This is a genomic window from Paraburkholderia bannensis (assembly GCF_014200455.1).
In the GTDB taxonomy this organism is placed as follows: Bacteria; Pseudomonadota; Gammaproteobacteria; order Burkholderiales; family Burkholderiaceae; genus Paraburkholderia; species Paraburkholderia bannensis_A.
This window is the reverse complement of the sequence record NZ_JACHBW010000001.1, coordinates 583986-603147: the sequence shown is the minus strand read 5'-3', so window position 1 is coordinate 603147 and position 19162 is coordinate 583986. Positions and strand designations below refer to the sequence as shown.

Below are 19162 nucleotides of genomic sequence, written 5' to 3'. Positions count from 1 at the left end.
ATGGGAAAAGAGGTACTTGTGGTGCATCCGTACAAGCACCACGCGCTTGAACTTGCGGCGGCAATTGCGCAATCCGGCCGGCCTATCCAACTCCTGACGCCTTTTTACAGGAAGGGACTGACCGGCTTGCTGGCCTGGATTCCGCTGGACGCCGGCCGCCGGGCAGCTGGCTACGATCATGCGGCGCTGCGCGCCTCTGACGTCTACTGTCCGTTTGCGGCGACGATGTTGCGTTTCGCGCTTGGCGGGCGACCCGCGGCATTTCGGGACGCATTCGACCAGCTAGCCGCGCATCACGTGTCGGCGTCGGCCGGGCGGTTCGAATGGCTCGTCACGCTACAGGATTACATGCCGCGCACGGTCGACGCGGCTGTGCGCGCAGGCGTCCGGATTTGGTCCGATCAGATATCGAATCAGACGGATGAGGCTATCTCGCGAATCGGCGCGCATCATCGTGCTTTGGGACTTCCGGAGCCGCGCCACGATGAATCCAAGAATCGTGCGATCTTGGAACAAGCGCAATTGGTGACGGTGCCGTCGAGCTATTACGAGCGCGCGTTGTTGAGCAGAGGAGTATCGGCCCAAAAACTTTACAAGATTCCATATGGTGCGTTCTTCCCACCATCGTCGACGGCTGCGAACGTTGTTCTACGCAATCGGGATGTTTTCCGGATCGTTGCGCGGGCCAATAGCATCCGTAAGGGCGGTCACCTGTTGCTTTGCGCGATCAAGGAGTGGAGCGACAGATGGACCGCGGCGTTGAGGGGCAAACCCCTGCATATCTCGGTACTTGGTGAGTTCGCGCCGAGTCTCGCATCGATGTACAGCGGACTTGGGGCATTACGCAATATAGAGATCAGCCACGGCAACATTCCCCATGCACAAGTTGGAACGTTGTATGCAACGGCCGATCTGTTCGTGATGCCGGCACTATCGGAAGCGCTGTCGCTCGCCTGTCTCGAAGCCCTGAGTTTTGGTTTGCCGCTGGTCGTCACTCCGTACACTGGCGTCGACGATGTCGTCGGGGTGTGCGGGTTCGAGGTGCAGGACAACGCGATGAGTCTTGGCGCAGGCATTCTGGAGGCAATCGAATCTCGGCACCTGTTCCCCGCGATGAGTGCGCGCGGTCAGGAACTCGTGCGGGACGTTTATAACTGGTCGCGATACCGGGGGCTGGTGAAAGACGCGATGGAAGCGAGAATGTGATGCGAAAGAGCAATTATTTCGCATATATCGTTGCATTGCTGTTCGTCGTCGGAATGGCGCAATACGCGCCGGTCGTAATTGACTCGATCGTTAGAGGTAATGTGCAGATGTGGACGCTCGATTCGAGCGCACTGGATGGCGCAGGCCCGACCCGATACCTGAAGGACCTTTTTGTGTTCGGATTCGGTGCCTCTTGGCCAATCGCCATGATTCGGCGACGGCGTTCCGCCGAAATCGCTGCAATCTGTTCGTTTTACTTTCTATGGATAATGGCGGTCGTGTCGCTCGGGCTGATTGGCTTCATCGCCGAACTTAGTCCGGTGCTGTTTCTGCTCGCGGGTGTCCGCTGGGTGATGTTGTTGCACTGTTCATTCGGTCTGTTCCTGATGGCAAAGGGTTTTCCAGAGTCACCGATAGTACAGCGCCGGCTGATTTTGTTGCTGCTTGCATTCGGTATTCTGAACGTATACGTAGCCAATAAGCAGGCGTCGCTCGGTGTCGCGCTGTCGAGTGTTGCACTCGTGCAAAGCAGGGTGACGGGTCTCTTCAGCAATGCAGGGATTGCAGGGATGTTCGGTTTGGCTCTCGCGATCTTCAGCGTGATGCTAGACCGCGCACTTGCGTGGCAGCGCATTGGGCTGGTTGCGGCAGCGTTTGTCACCGCTTTGCTATCGGGCACTCGGTTCGCCGTATTGTCGATTACGTTGCTGGTTGGCGTACTTGGGTGGGAATTGATAGTGCACCACGCCGAGAAGCACAGGAAGATGCTGCTCACCGTGATGACGATTCCGTTGGCGCTAAGTGCCGCGGTTGTTGGCTATGTTTCGCTGATGGCAGCGGCGGGCCGAGGGGACATTGTTGGCACCCAGCTTGAGAAGGGAGGGCGTATTGCCAACGCAGTGTCGACGCTGACCGATCTTGGGAGTGCGGATCTAGGTGAGCTCTTTTTCGGCCGTGGGCTAGGTATCGGGACAAATACCGCTATCGGGTATCTGCAGGCGAACGGAATCGATCCGAATCAGTTTCGTTTCAACTGGCAGATCGACAACGGATTCATCACGTTGACGTTTCAGATCGGTGTAATCGGGCTTTTACTGTTTGTCACAGGGATGTTCGCGTTTCTCCGCAAGGTCAAGCCGCAGAGAAGCCGACGACTACGAATCCGATACTGGGCAATGCTGATTATCCTGATAATCACATTCAGCGGCGGAAATATCCTTGAGCATTATTTTTTGTTGACGTCGTTCTTCATCGGTTTTGGAACGATTTTCTGGCAGGACTTTCGCGAAACAACCACCGCGCCACAGATGACGGCTAGCTCGATCGACTTCGATCAGCGTGGCGAAAACGTCATGTCGCGTTGATCGCGTTGCGCGACTCAGGGAGAGAAAGATGATCGTATTCGTTGCCGCTTATAGTCCGCCAGACCGTGTTCAGCATGCAAGTCTTGGTGCCGCCAGGAAGATTGAATTCTTCCTTGAATTACTGACACGGATTTCGCGCGACGTGTTGCTCGTCAACACGGCACATAACGAAACTGGCTGGCAGGGTCGCAGCGTTCGCGAATGGACGCTGGCCGGATCACGAATCCGGGAATTGTCGCTGCGTACTTATCCGCTCCGGCCAGTTGGAAAACTTCTCAATCTGCTCGAAGTGAACAGCGTGGCGCAGGAAATCGGAGAACACGGCGTGCTTTCGCTTGTCTGGGTATACAACCCGTATGCGTTCGAGTCGCTTCTTGCGCGCTCGTTGGCGCGACGCTACGGGAAAGCCGTAGTTCTGGAGTTCGAGGACTGGGTGCTGGCGAGGCGGGGCGTGCACCCGAAATCCATGCTCGACTGGGCCGCATGGCGCTATGTGCTTCCGAAGCCCGAGTTGTGCCTGGCGGTAAATAGAACGCTGCAGGAGCGTGAGGTTGAGCGAAGCCAGTGCCGGACCTTGCTATGCCCGGGAGTGGTGTCGACGAAGCTGACATGGGCTTGTGCGAAGCGGCATCCGTTTACGGATGCTGCGAGCGGAAAGTTCATCGTCGGCTATTTCGGCAGCCTGAACGCCGAGAAAGGCGCAGACAAGGTACTTGCTCTCGCTGAACTCGCGGATTCCGCTTTCGAGATACACGTGTGCGGGTCGGGCACGTTATCAGGCGCCTTCGAAGCCGCGGCGCAACGCTTAAACGCGCTGATATTCCATGGTGTCGTACCGGAGGAGCAGTTGTTTGCGCGGATCGCCGCTTGCGACATTCTCCTGAATCTCCACAGCCCGATAGACAAGATGGGCGGCGGTGTGTTTCCGTTCAAGGTGATCGAATATGTCGCATCCGGCCGCCTTGTGTTGTCGACCGTTTTGCCGGATATCGGCCTTGGCGAGATCACGGATGCGTTGCATGTCGTTGGACGCGATACGTCGTCGATTCTCGAGGCATTGAAACGAGCGGCCGAAGTGTACCGGGATAGCCGGCTGGCTATTGATCGGGCGAAGCAGTGCGCCGAGGCAATGTTTGGTGAAACTGGAATGGAACAAGCGGTCAGGCGCTTGCTGGCGGCATGACGCACATTGCGCAAGTTCAGATACACGATATTGAATCAAGGTGAACAATTGAGGCTTCTTCACGTTATTTCGTCTATTGATGCGACCAACGGCGGCCCGATTGAAGGCGTCACCCGTTTGGCAGCTCAACTAAAGCTGCAAGGTCACAGCATCGATGTCGCCTGCCTGGATGACGATGTGCCGAACCCGCCAACCGACGGGGCATTCCAGCGTGTGATTCGGCTCGGCAGGGGGGCTGGAAAATACCGGTTCAATCTGAGGCTGATCCAGTGGCTCAAGGCGCACGCGGACGAATATGACGCGGTGGTGGTGAACGGCTTGTGGCAATTTCATGGCGCGGCGGTCATGTTGGTGCTGAGTCGTCAAAACATCCCGTATTTCGTCTATTCGCATGGGATGCTCGATCCATGGTTTAACCGGACGTACCCCGTCAAGTACCTGAAGAAGCTGCTGTATTGGCTAGCTATTGAGCGGCACGTGGTGAAACGGGCGAAATCGCTTGTATTCACGAGCGAGACTGAGCGCATTCTCGCGAAGACGTCGTTTCCGATGTATCGCGCAAGCGAGTCTGTCACGGTCTACGGTACCGCACCTGCGCCGGCCACGCCAATCACTGCAAAGATCGTGATTCCGTCAGACGCACGCGACCGGCGAAAGATCATCCTGTTTTTAGGACGTATCCACGAAAAGAAGGGTTGCGACCTGCTGGTCCGTGCGTTCGCGGCGATCGAGGGATTGCGCAATGACTATCGGTTAGTGATCGCTGGTCCGGACGATAGTGGGCTCGTTGCACAACTGCGCGAGGAAGCCACGCAACTCGGTATCGAGCGGGACATCACTTGGCCTGGCATGATTCAAGGAAGAGATAAGTGGCTCTTGATCCGCTCGGCAGATGTGTTTTGTCTGCCGTCACATCAGGAAAACTTCGGTATCGCGGTCGCCGAGGCGCTGGCGTGTGGCGTGCCCGTGCTGATCACAGATAAGGTCAATATCTGGCGCGAAATCGTTGATTACGGTGCGGGCTTCGCTTCAAGCGATACGCTCGATGGTGTGATCGAGGTACTCCAAGACTGGATTCGCACGTCGACGCCAGCTAAGGAAACGATGCGAGCCAGTGCATTGGCATGCTTCAACGAGAAGTTTCATATCGATAGGGTTGCATCAAGCTATCTGCGGATCGTCGCCGGGCGGCCGGACGCCGTACTTGAAGAAGCGGTCTCTTGATTCTTAAGGGCATCGAGATCGAATGAGATCATCCTGAATAAGATCCGCTGGAGTTGATTTGTGAATATTTCTGTAGTAATCCTGACAAAAAATGAGGAGGTCGATATTGAGGGCTGTCTCGCTAGCGTCGGGTGGAGTAATGATATCTGGGTCCTCGATTCGGAAAGCGAGGACAAGACCGTTGAAATCGCCACCAGGAACGGGGCGAGTGTACGCGTGCGGCGCTTTGACGGTTTCGCGTCACAGAGAAATTTTGGCTTGCGTGAACTTCCCTACCGGCACGAATGGCTATTGATACTCGACGCAGATGAGCGAGTCACAGTCGAATTGCGTCAGGCGCTGATGCGCTTCGTAGAAACGGCTTCTCCCGCTGTTGCTGCCGGCCGCATCCAGCGCCGTGATTTTTTCATGAATCGCTGGCTGAGGCATGCGCAGATTTCGCCGTAATTTGTGAGGATTGTTCGACATGCGCGCGTCCGGTACGAACGGGAAGTCAATGAAATAATGGCGGTCGATGGTGAGATCGCTCCTATATCCGGGTATCTGGATCACTTTCCATTTTCGAAGGGGATCTCGCATTGGGTGCAGAAACACAATGTCTATTCCACGATGGAGGCATCACATTTGGTCGAAGCAAGACTGGCGAATGCATCGATCAAGCGTGCGATATTTACTTCCGACTTTAATGAAAGAAGGCGATATCAAAAGATATTGTTCTATCGAATTCCGTGCCGCCCATTCATCAAATTTATCTACATGATGCTGGTCAGACGGGCTTTCTTCGACGGGATTGCGGGGGTTAATTATTCTTTCCTCCAATGCTTCTATGAATATCTCATCTCGCTAAAAGCAAATGAAATCGACTCGATGAATCTGGAGTGAGTGAGGCGCTGGGACGAGGGATCGGGCAATGAAGTGAGCGGTGGTGACTAACGCCGGAAAGCGCGAAGGTATCCGAGAGTGATTCGACAACGTATAGACGGCGCAAAAGAGCCGTCGTTTTCAAAATGCAACCGTTTGGCTCGCCTTGTTTGGCGTGTTTGCTATGTGACGCTCTTCAGAACAAGTCCGGTTCCGCTTCACGGCTGGCGTAGGGCGCTCCTGCGGCTCTTTGGAGCAAAAATAGGTCGAGGTGTCCACATTTACCCGCGAGTTGAGATTTGGGCGCCCTGGAACATCATTGCGGAGGATTTTGCGGGTGTTGCCAACGGTGTGACACTTTATTCGATGGCAGTGATCTATCTTGGGGAGCGAAGCGTAGTTTCGCAAGGTGCTCACCTCTGTACAGGCAGTCACGATTACAACGATCCGATGTTCCAGTTGTTTGCGAATCCCATCCGCGTAGAGCGTCGAGCATGGATTTGTACAGAGGCCTATGTGGCTCCAGGCGTCTTCGTTGCGGAAGGAGTTGTCGTCGGAGCGCGATCGGTTGTGACGCGTTCGCTGACCGAGGCATGGAAGGTCTACGCAGGCGTACCAGCAAAGCTCATTGGCGAACGAGCACGGCCTGCTTCGTCAAGCAGTTGATAACCGAGCGTATCAGCGAACCTATCGTTCGGAGCGCGTCGCAACGGCTTATTGAGCATTTTCTAGTCCAAAGTTGGTGCCTCGAAGGGTGTTCGCGCGTAAACGCGGTGTCCAATTTCTCTGCTGAAGCTGATCTCGGGAAGCGGACGCAATAAATGCAAATCGATGTGCCATTCAGGGGTAATTGCAAGTCAAAAAACATGAAGATTCTTATATATGGAATCAACTACGCACCGGAACTTACCGGAATCGGCAAATATACGGCGGAAATGTCGGAGGCGCTAAGCAGCGTTGGTCATGAGGTGCGCGTAATCTGTGCGCCCCCATACTATCCGCATTGGCGTATTGCACAGGGGTTCTCCGCTTGCTTTTACGAGCACACGAACAGCAACGGCGTCGAGATCTGCCGTGCGCCTCTCTGGGTCCCATCACGACCGAAAGGCGTGCGCCGTATCCTGCATCTGGCGAGCTTTGCGGTTTCAAGTTTTCCCATCATGCTGCGGCAGGCTTTTTGGCGGCCGAACGTGGTCATCTGCGTCGCTCCAAGCTTGATGAACGCGCCAGCCGCATGGCTGGTTGCGGCACTCTCACGTGCTCACGCATGGCTTCATGTGCAGGATTTCGAAGTCGATGCAGCGTTTAATCTCGGCATGTTGAATGGCTCTTTTCTCAAGCGATCGGCCTTGGCCGTTGAGCGCATCTTGTTCCGGCGCTTCGATACGATCTCAACGATATCGAGCAAGATGGCCGAGCGCGCACTTCGCAAGGGGGTTGTCCGTTCGAAGATTGTGCATTTTCCGAATTGGGCCGATGTCGACGCAATCCAGCCGTTGGCGACGAAAAGTCCGATGCGCGCTGAGCTCAATATCCCCGATGGTGCGATCGTTGTGCTCTATTCTGGCAATATGGGCGCAAAGCAGGGCCTTGAGGTTCTCGCGAATGTGGCCGTTCGATTTTCGGCGCGCGACGACATCTTCTTTGTGTTCTGTGGGAATGGCCCAGCGAGATCCTCGATTGCCACTGTTTGTGGTGGTGAGCGAAATTGCCGTTTTCTTGATTTACAGCCGGTCGAGCGCTTGAATGATCTCCTCAATCTGGCAGATATTCACGTGCTGCCTCAACGCGCTGACGCAGCTGATCTGGTGCTGCCTTCAAAGCTCACAGGTATGTTCTCGAGCGGCCGTGCCGTTATTGCGATGGCAAATCCCGGCACCGAAATCCATGACATCGTTTTGCATCGTGGGCTCGTGGTTGCGCCAGAGGACCCCGTTGGGCTCGCTGCTGCGATTGAACGCCTTTCGGAAGATGCCGTTGAGCGCGAGAAGTTGGGTAAGGCCGGCCGCGAATTCGCGAAATCGATGCTCTCGCGGGACGCCGTGCTCGCCGCATTCGAAAAGACACTGCGCGCGCGAAGCGCCAATACCATATAAATGGCCCACTTATGCTGCTGACGAGTGATCGTTTTCTCCAGACCATCGAGTCGACGCCATTGGTTGCCATCGATTTGATTGTGGCAAACGCGGAGGGTGAATTCCTGCTCGGCTACCGGTTAAACAGGCCAGCGCAAAATAGCTGGTTTGTGCCCGGTGGACGGATTCGCAAAGGGGAGACGCTGGATCATGCGTTTCGTCGAATCGTCCACGATGAGCTTGGATACTCTGATCTGAGCCGCGCTAATGCTGAGCTGTTCGGTGTCTACGAACATCTTTACGAAGACAATGTTTTCGGTGCCCCCGGCGTATCGACGCACTACGTCGTTCTTGGATACCGCTTGCGTTATGCAATCGACGCTCGCGCTTTCCCCAAGAAGCAGCACAGTGCTTACCGCTGGGCATCGGCGAGTCAAATCAAAGGGGATGCCAACGTGCATGTGAATACCCGCGCCTATTTCACGACCGATATGCCTGCAATTTGATAGACGGCTGACTGCTTGAGTCAGCCGGCCCGCAAGCGTTACCAAGGTGAACGGTAGACGTCTCGGCTGACGACTGGTGCTGCGAAACTGCTGCTCGCGCTATTTGTCATTTTGGACGTCGTAGCTTGAAGCGACTTGAGTGCGCCAGCCGGCCGGGAAGCCGATGGCGGGGGACTGCCGGTATCGGGGGTAGTCAAGCGACTCTCTAGCACCGAATCCGCCGAGGGCCCGTTGCGATCGTCGTAATCGCGAGGCGCGCCCAGGAGGGTGTTGGTATCGGGTGTGCCAAGACTGGCGCTGCCGCAGTCTGAAGGCACGGGTGCACCCGTAGGACGCCGTATGTTGCCTCCCCGGTTGGCTTCGGCCGCAGGTTGACCCGCCGACATGCCGACGGCCTGCGCACCGTAATGGGAGCAGGATGACAAGTTGCCTTGGTCCGTCGGCTCCGCCATTGCGGTGGACGCGACCAGGAGCAGCATGGCGTAGAGTGCCCATTCAACCGCCCGGGTCATACCTCAAGCACCCGCAGTTAGCACAACATCCCGCCCAATCGTGTAATACGTCCACCCATTCGAGCGCATCGTTGCCGGCTCGTACAGGTTGCGCCCGTCAAACACGACCAGTTGCTTGAGCACTGACTTCATGCTCACGAAATCTGGGCATCGGAATTCCTTCCACTCCGTGAGTATGACCAGCGCATCGGCGTTCTTGAGTGCGGCGTCGCGTTCGCACGTGAACCGCACGCATTCGAAATCATCCGGGCCAAGGTCTTCGGCAATACAATGCCGTGCCTCATTGAGCGCAACAGGGTCGTAGGCACTCACCGATGCACCGGCGCGCACCAGTGCGGCGATCAGCAGACGACTCGTAGCCGCGCGCATGTCATCCGTATTCGGCTTGAACGCAAGGCCCCAGATTGCGAAATGCCTGCCGTTAAGATTGCCGTTGAAATGCGCGCGAATCTTGTCCAGTAGCACGGTTTTCTGTCGAGCATTCACATCTTCCACGGCAGTCAGGACCTTCAACTGCATGCCAATATCATCTGCAGTACGTATCAAAGCCTGGACATCCTTGGGGAAACAGGAGCCACCGTACCCGCAGCCAGCATAGAGAAAGCTATAGCCAATTCGCGGATCCGAGCCAATGCCGCGCCGGACCTGTTCGATATCCGCTCCAACGCGGTCTGCGAGATTGGCGAGTTCGTTCATAAACGAAATGCGCGTAGCAAGCATGGCATTCGCCGCGTACTTCGTGAATTCAGCCGATCGCACGTCCATGTGCAGCGTGCGTTGATGATTTCGATTGAACGGTGAATAGAGTTCCTCCATCAGGCTCTTCGCGCGCAATCCCTCGACGTCGGATTCGTGGCCAATCACAATCCGGTCTGGTCGCATAAAGTCTTCAATCGCCGCGCCTTCCTTCAAGAACTCGGGATTCGAGACCACGGCGTATTGAGCTTCGACATTGCGCTTCTCCAGTTCTTGCGCGACGACGCTGCGCACCTTTTCAGCGGTGCCGACTGGGACCGTAGACTTGTCGACGATAACCTTGAATCCAGTCATATGGCGGCCGATGTTACGCGCTGATGCAAGCACATACTGGAGATCGGCGGAGCCGTCTTCACCGGGGGGCGTTCCAACAGCAATAAACTGGATGTCGCCATGCGCTACGGCCTGTTCAACATCAGTCGAGAACTCCAGGCGCCCAGCCGTTCGATTGCGCGCGATGACTTCGCTGAGGCCGGGTTCATAGATGGGAACGCCGCCATTGTTGAGCAGATCGATCTTGGATTGGTCGATGTCGAGGCAGAGCACGTGATTGCCTAATTCGGCGAGACATGCTCCGGTGACCAGGCCAACGTAACCGCTGCCGACGATAGTGACTTTCATGGTTCCAGCAATCTCCGAGAAATCGGGGGAATATTTGATCGGGCATCGCAATACCCGGCCCCAATTCTCGGACGGCAGTATGCCGTACCATGTACGTAGGCTTTCGCTACGTCGACGTTATGAACAGGGCAATATCCACCGTATCGCGGCCACAGATAGTGGCGCTATCGGAGACGTCTGAAAGAAGAGGAATGTTGTGCTTGAGCAGTTAGACGTGTGATGTTTTCACGCCCCCTCACATCTCCGGCTGCTGCTGCTTCAACTGCTTCCTGGCATCGCGATATTCCGGAAAAATCGACTCCACCGTCTGCCAGAATCTCGGGCTATGGTTCATCTCCCGCAGATGAGCCAGCTCATGCGCTACAACGTAGTCAACCACCGATAGCGGAAAGTGGATCAAACGCCAGTTCAACCGAATCCGTCCTTCGCTTGAGCAGCTGCCCCACCGGGTCATAGCCGAAGAAAGCGCATACGACCGAAACGTCACCCCAAGGCGCGCAGCGTATATCTGAAGCCGCTCCCCAAAAATCCGCGTAGCCTCACCCTGCAGCCACCCGGTCACGCGATCCTTGATCTGCTGCGCGTCCGCATGAGGCGGCAGTGGCAAAGAAAGCACGCGCGTCGCCTCATCGAAAGCCAAGGAACCAGCCCCCAGCCTCACCCGCAACGGCTTACCCAAATAAGGCAGCTCAGCCCCATCCCGCCACTCGACCTTCGGCAAGGCACGCTGCTCAACCCGCGTCTGCCACTCAATCAGCTTGGAAAAAATCCACCGCTGTTTCTCGACAATCGCGTTCTCGATATCCGCAATCGTCACCCAGCGTGGCGCGGTAATCGTGAGTCCGCTCGCATCGATAGCAAACCCAATCGACTTTCTCGACGACCGCTTCAAGCGATATTGCAAACTCCGCGCGCCCAGTTCCACCGTGCGCATGCGCGAGCCATCCGGCGCGAGCGGTGAAAGCGGCGCAGGCGGAGCCTTGCGCGCCTTACCGGGCGTCAACGAAGTGGGGGAAGGGGAGTCCGCGATAGGCGCCGATGGCGCGGAAGGTGTCGCAACCGGCAACGAATCCGCCCCGGCAAAGAGCGGCAAATCGAGTTGCTGATGATCAAGCGCCGCGGCATGGCGCGGCTTGGGGGACTTCTGCATCGTCGGGCCTGGTGCGGGAGGGCGTGTGCATCCCGCGCGGCGGATGGTCGACCAGACGGCCTGAAAAAGCCGGATCAAACCGGCGGGCCATCGGCCCCGGCCGTCAGATCTTCGCGGTGTTGGCCGAGGTGCCATCCGTTTCGCGGTACGCGTCCGGATCGATGCGGCGCATTTCGGCTTCGATCCAGGTTTCCACGCGCGTATTCACTTCGTCGGGCGTCAGCCCCGTGGTATCGATGGGCTTGCCGATCGACACCGTGACTATACCCGCATATTTGATGAACGAGTTACGGGGCCAGACGTGGCCGGCGTTGTGCGCGATCGGCACCACCGGCGCGCCGGTTTCGATGGCGAAGCGCGGACCGCCCGTCTTGTATTTACCCGTCTTGCCCACCGGAATGCGCGTGCCTTCGGGGAACATGATGACCCATGCGCCTTCGGCCATGCGCTGCTTGCCTTGGCGGATCACCGAGGTGAACGCGTTCTTGCCTTCCTTACGGTTGATGTGAACCATCTTCAGCATGCCCAGCGCCCAGCCGAAGAACGGCACGAACAGCAGTTCACGCTTGAAGACGTAGCACAGCGGCCGCGGCATCAGCGCGGGGAACGCCAGCGTTTCCCATGCCGATTGATGCTTGGATAGCAGCACGGCCGGACCATCGGGCAGGTTCTCAAAGCCCTCGATACGGTACCGGATGCCCACCAGCCAGCGCGACACGAACAGCGTCGAGCGGCACCAGCCCGCCGCCATCCAGTAACGCCGCGTGGGGTTCAGGAACGGGAACGCGATAAAGCAGGCGGTCGCGTACGGTATCGTGTACACGATCAGATAAATGAACAGCAGCAGGGAGCGGATGAAGCGCATCGGGTGGACCGTTCGGAGAAGCAGGGCGACTTGAGGTGAAGTGATTCGGCCTCAGGCCGGGTCGTTGGCGAGGAAGTCCAGCGCGAAGGCGCGCAGGTCATCGTGGATCCGCGTGCCTTCGGGCAGCCCGCCCGCCGCAAGCGTTTTCTGGCCTTTGCCGGTCAGCACCAGGTGAGGGCGGCAGCCCAGCGCCGCGCCCGCTTCGAGGTCGCGCAGTGAATCGCCCACCACGGGCGTTTCAGCGGGATCGATCTCGAACCGGTCGACGATCATCTTCAACATGCCGGGCTTGGGCTTGCGGCAGTCGCAATGATCCTGCGAGGTGTGCGGGCAGAAAAACACGGCGTCGATGCGCGCGCCCACGGCCGCGGCCTGGCGGTGCATCTTCGCGTGCATTTCGTTGAGCGCCGTGGTGTCGAACAGGCCGCGGCCGATGCCGGACTGGTTCGTCGCCACGGCGACGCGATAACCCGCCTGGTTCAGACGGGCAATCGCTTCGAGGCTGCCCGGCAGCGCGACCCATTCGTGCGGCGACTTGATGAAGGCGTCGGAATCGAGGTTGATCACGCCGTCGCGGTCGAGGATCACGAGCTTGCGGCTGGAGCTGGTCGGCATAGGTGTCGTGTCAGTGTTGTCGTGTCACGACGGCCATTAAGCCGCCAGGCGCGAGATGTCGGCCACGCTGTTCATCTGGCGATGCAGTGCCTTGAGCAGCGCGAGGCGGTTGGCCCGCAGCGCCGGATCTTCGGCATTGACCATCACGTCGTTGAAGAACGTGTCGACGGTTTCGCGCAGCGCCGCAAGCGCGGTGAGTGCGCCCGTGTATTCGCGTGCGGCCAGTTGCGATTCCACGCGCGGCGCGACCTGTTCGAGCTGGGCGTAGAGCGCCTTTTCGGCGTTTTCCGTCAGCAGGGCGATCTGCACGCCGCCGTCTTCGGCACCCTCGGACTTCTTGAGGATGTTCGAAATACGCTTGTTGGCTGCTGCGAGCGCTGCCGCTTCGCTGAGCGCCGCGAATTCGCGCACGGCGTCCAGACGCGCGACCACATCGTCGAAACGCGTGGGGTTCAGCGCCAGCACGGCGTCCACTTCCTGCGCCGCGTAGCCGCGCTCGCGCAGCTGGCCGCGCAGACGGTCCATGCAGAATTCGTAGATCGCCTGGGTCGATTCCGCGACCCCATCGTTGCCCGCAAATTGTGCGTACGTGGTGCGAAGCAGTTCGACGAGGTCGAGCGGCAGCTTCTTTTCGACGAGGATACGCAGCACGCCCAGCGAGTGGCGGCGCAGCGCGAACGGGTCTTTCTCGCCGGTGGGCGCAAGGCCAATGCCCCAGATGCCGACCAGCGTTTCCAGCTTGTCCGCGAGCGCGACGATGGTGCCCGTGGGCGTGCCCGGCAACTCATCCCCGGAGAAGCGCGGCTGGTAGTGCTCGGAGCAGGCGATGGCCACTTCTTCCGCTTCGCCGTCGTGGCGGGCGTAATAGGTGCCCATCGTGCCTTGCAGTTCCGGGAACTCGCCCACCATGTCGGTCAGCAGGTCGGCCTTTGCGAGGCGCGCGCCGCGCCTGGCCAGCGCGACATCCGCGCCGCACATTTCAGCGATCGCGCCGGCGATGGCTTCGAGGCGTTCCACCCGCTGCAGCGTCGAGCCGAGCTTGTTGTGATAGACCACGTTCGCGAGCAGCGGCACGCGCTCGGCCAGCGTCTTCTTCTTGTCCTGCTCGAAGAAGAACTTGGCGTCGGCCAGCCGCGGGCGCACGACGCGTTCGTTGCCTTCGACGATCTCGACGGGCGTGGCCGTTTCGATGTTCGAGACGATCAGGAAGCGCGAACGCAGGCGGCCTTGATCGTCGGTCAGCGCGAAATACTTCTGGTTCGTCTGCATCGTGAGGATCAGGCATTCCTGCGGCACTTGCAGGAATTCGTCCTCGAACTTGCAGGCGTACACAACTGGCCATTCGACCAGCGAATTCACTTCGTCGAGCAGCGATTCGGGCATCACGACACGGTCGTCGCCGGCCTGCTCGGTGAGTTGCGCCTGGATCGCCGCGCGGCGCTCAGCGTAGCTCGCGATCACGCGGCCCTTGTGCTGGAGCGTGTGGGCGTAGTCGTCGGCGTGCGTGATGGCGATCAGGCCTTCCGAAAGAAAGCGATGGCCGCGCGTGGTGTCGCCGGCATCGACGCCGAACGCGCTCACCGGCACGATCTGTTCGCCGTGCAGCGCGATCAGGCGATGCACCGGACGCACGAACTGCACGTCGCTGCCGTCCGGGCGCTGGTACTTCATGACCTTCGGAATCGGCAGCTTGGCGAGCGCTTCGTCGAGCACGGCTTGCAGGCCGTCGGCGAGCGTCGCGCCCGGCGCCGAGTAGCGCAGGAAGAGCGCTTCGTTCTTGCCGTCGCTGGCGCGTTCGAGGTCGGCAACCGGGAAGTCAGGGAAGCCCAGCGCCGCGAGTTTCTTCGCGAGCGGCGCGGTGGGCTGGCCATTGGCGTCGAGCGCCACCGACACCGGCAGCACTTTTTCGCGCACCTGTTTTTCGGGCGCGACGGTGCGCACGTTCTTGATCGTGACGGCCAGGCGGCGCGGCGTGGCGAAGCGTTCGAACGACAGGTCGCCTTCGATCAGGTCGCGCGCGGCGAGGCGCTGCGCGATGCCTTCGGCGAATGCGTCGCCCAGGCGCGCGAGGGCCTTGGGCGGCAGTTCCTCGGTCAGCAGTTCGACGAGGAGGGTGGCTTGATGAGCTTGGGTCATTGTTGTCGGAGATCCGGTCATTCCTCGCCGAACTTGCGTTCGACCTTCAGCGGCGGCGCCCAGGCGGGCATCGCAGCGTCCTGTTCGTCGGTGGTCAGGCCCGGCACGCCGTGCACGGGATTGCCGAGCATCGGGAAGCCAAGTTTTTCACGCGACTCGTAGTACGACTGCGCCACGCTGCGCGAGAGCGTGCGAATGCGGCCGATGTACGCCGCGCGTTCCGTCACGGAGATCGCGCCGCGCGCGTCGAGCAGGTTGAAGGTGTGACCGGCCTTGAGCACCAGCTCATAGGCGGGCAGCGCGAGCTGCTGTTCCATCATGCGCTTCGCTTCGCTCTCGTACGCGTTGAAGAACGTGAACAGCAGGTCGACGTTCGCGTGCTCGAAGTTGTAGGTCGATTGCTCGACTTCGTTCTGGTGATAGACGTCGCCGTAAGTGAGGCGGCGGATCTCAGGGCCGTTCGGGCCTTGCTCTTCCCACTCGGTCCAGACGAGGTCGTAGACGTTCTCGACCTTCTGCAGATACATCGCGAGACGTTCCAGGCCGTAGGTGATTTCGCCGAGCACCGGCTTGCAGTCGATGCCGCCCACTTGCTGGAAGTAGGTGAACTGCGTCACTTCCATGCCGTTGAGCCACACTTCCCAGCCCAGACCCCAGGCGCCGAGCGTGGGGTTTTCCCAGTCGTCTTCCACGAAGCGCACGTCGTTCTGCTTCAGGTCGAAGCCGAGTGCTTCGAGCGAGCCCAGGTACAGGTCGAGGATGTTTTCCGGCGCCGGCTTGAGCACGACCTGGTACTGGTAGTAGTGCTGCAGGCGGTTGGGGTTCTCGCCATAGCGGCCGTCCTTCGGGCGGCGCGACGGCTGCACGTAGGCGGCTCGCCACGGCTCGGGGCCGATTGCGCGAAGGAAGGTATGGACGTGCGAAGTGCCCGCGCCGACTTCCATGTCGATCGGCTGGAGCAGCGCGCAGCCCTGCTTGTCCCAGTAGGACTGGAGCGTCAGGATGATTTGCTGAAACGTGAGCATGTGTGCCTGCAGTGTCTGCGGTGTCTTTTAGGGCGGGAGACGCGGGTTGCGGCGGCAGGCGCGGCCCGCGCGGCGACCGGTGCGTGGCGGCCAGGTGCTGAAACGTTGAATTTTACCGGATTGGCGCGGCGTTGAGACCGGCGCGGGGTTGACGCGCCGGTTTTGCAGCTTGTTTGCAGCCGATCAGATCCTCTTCTGGCCAGAGTCGCGGCCGGCGCGCGCCGGGCCGAAGGCGAACCCGAACGCCAGCATCAGCAGCGAAATGGCGATCACCGTGTTGTTGCCGCTCGTCACATAAGGCGTGAAACCCTGCGTGCCCGCGATGCGCACGTCGAGCGAACCCACCGTGAAGGTGGGCAGACGCGCGATCACGTTGCCGTGCGCGTCGATGGCGGCGGTAGCGCCGGTATTGGTCGCGCGCAGCATCGGCCGGCCGGTTTCGAGCGAACGCATGCGGGCGATCTGCAGATGCTGGTCGAGCGCAATGGTGTCGCCGAACCACGCCAGATTGGTCGAATTCACCAGAATGCCCGGCGAAACCGGGTTCTCGCGCACGGTGCGCGCGATCTCTTCGCCGAAGATGTCCTCGTAGCAGATATCGACGGCGACCGGCTGGTTGTGCACGAGGAACGGCGGCTGCACCGGCCCGCCGCGCGCGAAGTCGCCCAGCGGAATGTTCATCAGGTTCACGAACCAGCGGAAGCCCCAGGGCACGAACTCGCCGAACGGCACGAGATGGTGCTTGTCGTAGCGGTACAGGCCGTTCGTGCCCGGCGTCACGCCAAACAGGCTGTTCGTGTAATCGACCACGCGGCCTTCGGGCGTGATCGTGCCGCCCACCGCGCCAAACAGGATGGCCGTGTGCGTGCCGTCGGCGAACGCGCGGATGTCGCGGCCGAACTTCTGCGGGATCTCCTGCACCAGCACCGGCACGGCGGTTTCCGGCGTGACCACCAGATCGGCGGCCTTTTCGGTGATGAGCTTCTGGAATTCGTTGAGCGCGTCCTGCGTGCCGGATTCCGAGAACTTCATGTCCTGCTTGACGTTGCCTTGCAGCAGGCGCACATCGAGCGTGGCGTTTTCCGGATGCGTCCAGTTCACGCGCGGCAGCAGCAGCCCGGCGACGATTGCCACCACCGCGATGCCGAGCGCCGTCAGCGTGCCGCCGCGCGCGGCATGGGCGGCTCGCAGGCTGATGAGCGCCTGCACCAGCAGCGCCGCGACCAGCGCCATCACCCAGCCCACGCCATACACGCCGACGATCGGCGCGAAACCGGCCAGCGGCCCGTCCACCTGCGCGTAGCCGCTGGCGAGCCACGGAAAGCCCGTGAAAACATAACCGCGCGCCCATTCGCCAAGCGCCCAGGCGCTGGCGAACGCGAAGGCGCCGTGCCAGGTGGGCGAGAACGGCAGGGCGTCTGCGCTGGTGTCGCGGTTCTTGCGCGCATGACCCGCGCAGAAAGACCAGATCAGCGCGGCCAGCGCCGGATAAATGCCGAGGTAAAGCGAGAACAGCCCAAGCGCCGCGCCCGCGAGCGGAGCAGGCATGCCGCCGTAGAAGTGCATGCTCACATACAACCACCAGACGCCGGTGACGAAGTTGCCGAAGCCGAACGCCCAGCCCGTGAACAGTGCGCTCTTCCAGCCCGTCGTGCGCGTGAGCCAGAAATAGAAACCGGCGAAGATTGCGATTTCGAGCCAGCCGCCATGCGGCGTCGGCGCAAACGAGAGTGTGTTGAGCGCGCCCAATGCGAGCGCGGCGAGGTAATGCCACACGGGCACGCTGCGGCTGGCGGGGAGGGCGGCGCGCGCGGTGTCGCGCGTGCGGGAATCGATGGGTTCGGCCATGAGTATGCTGTGGCTGCGGTGCGGCTGCAGGCGCGCTCGGGGCGCGGTTGTGTTGCGTTTCGAAAGGCTCGCTGCGCGCACGGCGCACAGCGAGCGCAACGATAGCATTTTCGCGCGACAGGATTTCGCGGTGTCGGAGGAATCGTGGTGGGGATCGATCAGTGGAAGAAAAAACGCCGGCGCTAAGGCCGGCGTTCGTTCATCGCAGGGCGCGGGCTCAGGTGCCCGGCGGCGCCAGCACGGCTTCGCGCTGGCCGGCCATCGGGTCGCGGCGCACCAGCAGCATGTGGACCTGGCGCGCGTCGGCGCGCAGCACTTCGAAGATCAGATCGTCGATGCGCACTTTCTCGCCGCGATGCGGCACGTGGCCGAAGTGATTCGTGACGAACCCGCCGATCGTATCGACTTCCTCGTCCGAATAATGGGTGCCGAACGACTCGTTGAACTGCTCGATTTCGGTCAGCGCGCGCACGCGAAAGCGCCCATCCGGCGAGGCGATGATGTTGCCGCTTTCCTCGTCGAAGTCGTACTCGTCCTCGATATCGCCGACGATCTGTTCCAGCACATCCTCGATCGTGATGAGGCCCGCCACGCCGCCGTACTCGTCCACGACGATGGCAATGTGATTGCGGTTCTGGCGAAAGTCGTGCAGCAGCACGTTCAGGCGCTTCGACTCGGGGATGAAGACGGCCGGACGCAGCATGCCGCGCACGTCGAATTCCTCTTCGGCGTAGTAGCGCAGCAGATCTTTCGCGAGCAGCACGCCGATTACGTTATCGCGGTTGCCCTCATAGACCGGATAGCGCGAGTGCGCTTTTTCCAGCACGAAGGGGATGAAATCGTCGGGGCTCTCGGCGATGTTGATCGCGTCCATCTGGGCGCGCGGCACCATCATGTCGCGCGCGCATAGCTCGGACACCTGGAAAACGCCTTCGATCATCGACAGCGAATCCGCGTCGATCAGATTGCGCGCGTGCGCATCCTGGAGGATTTCGAGAAGCTCGCTGCGCGAGTCCGGCTCGGGCGAGATGAAGTCGGTCAGCCGCTCAAGAAGGGAGCGCTTTTCCTGCGGTTTGTCGGTCAATCGTCGACTGGGATAGGAGTCGTTCATGGTGGTGCGCCCTTGGCCTGTCGTGGCCGGGCGCGCTGTTGCGGAAGGGAAAGGATACATCATGCGTGTGGCGCGGCCATGTATGGCACGTCACGCAGGCGATC

General features: G+C 59.9%; 15 protein-coding genes. 7 read left to right on the top strand and 8 right to left on the bottom strand.

Translation table 11 applies throughout. The annotated features are described in order from the left end of the window. The 7 genes from F4827_RS02795 (at window position 1) to F4827_RS02765 (ending at window position 8419) form a co-directional block, all read left to right on the top strand. The gene (locus F4827_RS02795; RefSeq protein WP_183719901.1) at window positions 1-1206 is read left to right on the top strand and encodes a glycosyltransferase family 4 protein; all 1206 of its coding nucleotides are present in this window, start codon (window positions 1-3) and stop codon (window positions 1204-1206) included. Then, window positions 1206-2570 carry a hypothetical protein gene (locus F4827_RS02790; protein ID WP_183719904.1) on the top strand — a complete coding sequence of 455 codons (1365 nt, stop codon included), beginning with the start codon at window positions 1206-1208 and terminating at the stop codon, window positions 2568-2570. Before F4827_RS02795 ends, F4827_RS02790 begins: the two co-directional genes overlap by 1 nt. A 28-nt stretch (window positions 2571-2598) precedes the next feature. Further along, entirely contained in the window at window positions 2599-3753 is a 1155-nt protein-coding gene (locus F4827_RS02785) for a glycosyltransferase (protein ID WP_183719907.1), read from the top strand. A gap of 30 nt (window positions 3754-3783) precedes the next feature. Then, on the top strand, window positions 3784-4977 hold the full coding sequence (locus F4827_RS02780; RefSeq protein ID WP_260174718.1) for a glycosyltransferase: 1194 nt from the start codon (window positions 3784-3786) through the stop codon (window positions 4975-4977). Between the two features lie 60 nt (window positions 4978-5037). After that, window positions 5038-5424 carry a glycosyltransferase family 2 protein gene (locus F4827_RS34900; RefSeq protein WP_221303549.1) on the top strand — a complete coding sequence of 129 codons (387 nt, stop codon included), beginning with the start codon at window positions 5038-5040 and terminating at the stop codon, window positions 5422-5424. Between the two features lie 1235 nt (window positions 5425-6659). Then, window positions 6660-7934 (top strand): glycosyltransferase WbuB, encoded by a 1275-nt coding sequence (locus F4827_RS02770; RefSeq protein ID WP_260174720.1) that lies wholly within the window; start codon window positions 6660-6662, stop codon window positions 7932-7934. Between the two features lie 14 nt (window positions 7935-7948). Next, window positions 7949-8419: a GDP-mannose mannosyl hydrolase gene (locus tag F4827_RS02765; RefSeq protein WP_409258754.1), complete on the top strand. Its 471-nt coding sequence runs from the start codon at window positions 7949-7951 to the stop codon at window positions 8417-8419. A gap of 515 nt (window positions 8420-8934) precedes the next feature. Here the strand turns inward: F4827_RS02765 and F4827_RS02760 are convergent. The 8 genes from F4827_RS02760 to F4827_RS02725 all read right to left on the bottom strand — a co-directional run bounded on the left by F4827_RS02760 (window position 8935) and on the right by F4827_RS02725 (window position 19058). Continuing rightward, window positions 8935-10308, bottom strand: coding sequence for a UDP-glucose/GDP-mannose dehydrogenase family protein (locus F4827_RS02760; RefSeq protein ID WP_183719913.1), 1374 nt, complete (start codon window positions 10306-10308; stop codon window positions 8935-8937). Between the two features lie 235 nt (window positions 10309-10543). Further along, window positions 10544-11458 carry a M48 family metallopeptidase gene (locus F4827_RS02755; RefSeq protein WP_183719916.1) on the bottom strand — a complete coding sequence of 305 codons (915 nt, stop codon included), beginning with the start codon at window positions 11456-11458 and terminating at the stop codon, window positions 10544-10546. 103 nt (window positions 11459-11561) lie between these two features. Beyond that, the gene (locus F4827_RS02750) at window positions 11562-12323 is read right to left on the bottom strand and encodes a 1-acyl-sn-glycerol-3-phosphate acyltransferase (RefSeq protein WP_183719919.1); all 762 of its coding nucleotides are present in this window, start codon (window positions 12321-12323) and stop codon (window positions 11562-11564) included. 51 nt (window positions 12324-12374) lie between these two features. Continuing rightward, window positions 12375-12938: a D-glycero-beta-D-manno-heptose 1,7-bisphosphate 7-phosphatase gene (gene gmhB / locus F4827_RS02745; RefSeq protein ID WP_183719923.1), complete on the bottom strand. Its 564-nt coding sequence runs from the start codon at window positions 12936-12938 to the stop codon at window positions 12375-12377. Between the two features lie 36 nt (window positions 12939-12974). Further along, on the bottom strand, window positions 12975-15074 hold the full coding sequence (glyS, locus tag F4827_RS02740; RefSeq protein WP_183719926.1) for a glycine--tRNA ligase subunit beta: 2100 nt from the start codon (window positions 15072-15074) through the stop codon (window positions 12975-12977). Window positions 15075-15091: 17 nt separating this feature from the next. Then, window positions 15092-16099, bottom strand: a complete 1008-nt coding sequence (gene glyQ, locus F4827_RS02735) for a glycine--tRNA ligase subunit alpha (RefSeq protein ID WP_167064970.1) — start codon at window positions 16097-16099, stop codon at window positions 15092-15094. 183 nt (window positions 16100-16282) lie between these two features. Then, on the bottom strand, window positions 16283-17947 hold the full coding sequence (gene lnt, locus F4827_RS02730) for an apolipoprotein N-acyltransferase (protein WP_183719929.1): 1665 nt from the start codon (window positions 17945-17947) through the stop codon (window positions 16283-16285). Window positions 17948-18164: 217 nt separating this feature from the next. Next, window positions 18165-19058 carry an HlyC/CorC family transporter gene (locus tag F4827_RS02725; RefSeq protein ID WP_183719933.1) on the bottom strand — a complete coding sequence of 298 codons (894 nt, stop codon included), beginning with the start codon at window positions 19056-19058 and terminating at the stop codon, window positions 18165-18167. Window positions 19059-19162 lie beyond the last annotated feature (104 nt).

Coding starts and splice junctions, on each gene's coding strand:
- F4827_RS02790 (WP_183719904.1), top strand. CDS start 1,206: ATGCGAAAGAGCAATTATTTCGCATATATCGTTGCATTGCTGTTCGTC.
- F4827_RS02770 (WP_260174720.1), top strand. CDS start 6,660: ATGCAAATCGATGTGCCATTCAGGGGTAATTGCAAGTCAAAAAACATG.
- F4827_RS02725 (WP_183719933.1), bottom strand. CDS start 19,058: ATGAACGACTCCTATCCCAGTCGACGATTGACCGACAAACCGCAGGAA.
- gmhB (WP_183719923.1), bottom strand. CDS start 12,938: ATGCCGACCAGCTCCAGCCGCAAGCTCGTGATCCTCGACCGCGACGGC.
- F4827_RS02785 (WP_183719907.1), top strand. CDS start 2,599: ATGATCGTATTCGTTGCCGCTTATAGTCCGCCAGACCGTGTTCAGCAT.
- F4827_RS02750 (WP_183719919.1), bottom strand. CDS start 12,323: ATGCGCTTCATCCGCTCCCTGCTGCTGTTCATTTATCTGATCGTGTAC.
- glyS (WP_183719926.1), bottom strand. CDS start 15,074: ATGACCCAAGCTCATCAAGCCACCCTCCTCGTCGAACTGCTGACCGAG.
- F4827_RS02755 (WP_183719916.1), bottom strand. CDS start 11,458: ATGCAGAAGTCCCCCAAGCCGCGCCATGCCGCGGCGCTTGATCATCAG.
- F4827_RS02760 (WP_183719913.1), bottom strand. CDS start 10,308: ATGAAAGTCACTATCGTCGGCAGCGGTTACGTTGGCCTGGTCACCGGA.
- lnt (WP_183719929.1), bottom strand. CDS start 17,947: ATGGCCGAACCCATCGATTCCCGCACGCGCGACACCGCGCGCGCCGCC.
- F4827_RS02795 (WP_183719901.1), top strand. CDS start 1: ATGGGAAAAGAGGTACTTGTGGTGCATCCGTACAAGCACCACGCGCTT.
- glyQ (WP_167064970.1), bottom strand. CDS start 16,099: ATGCTCACGTTTCAGCAAATCATCCTGACGCTCCAGTCCTACTGGGAC.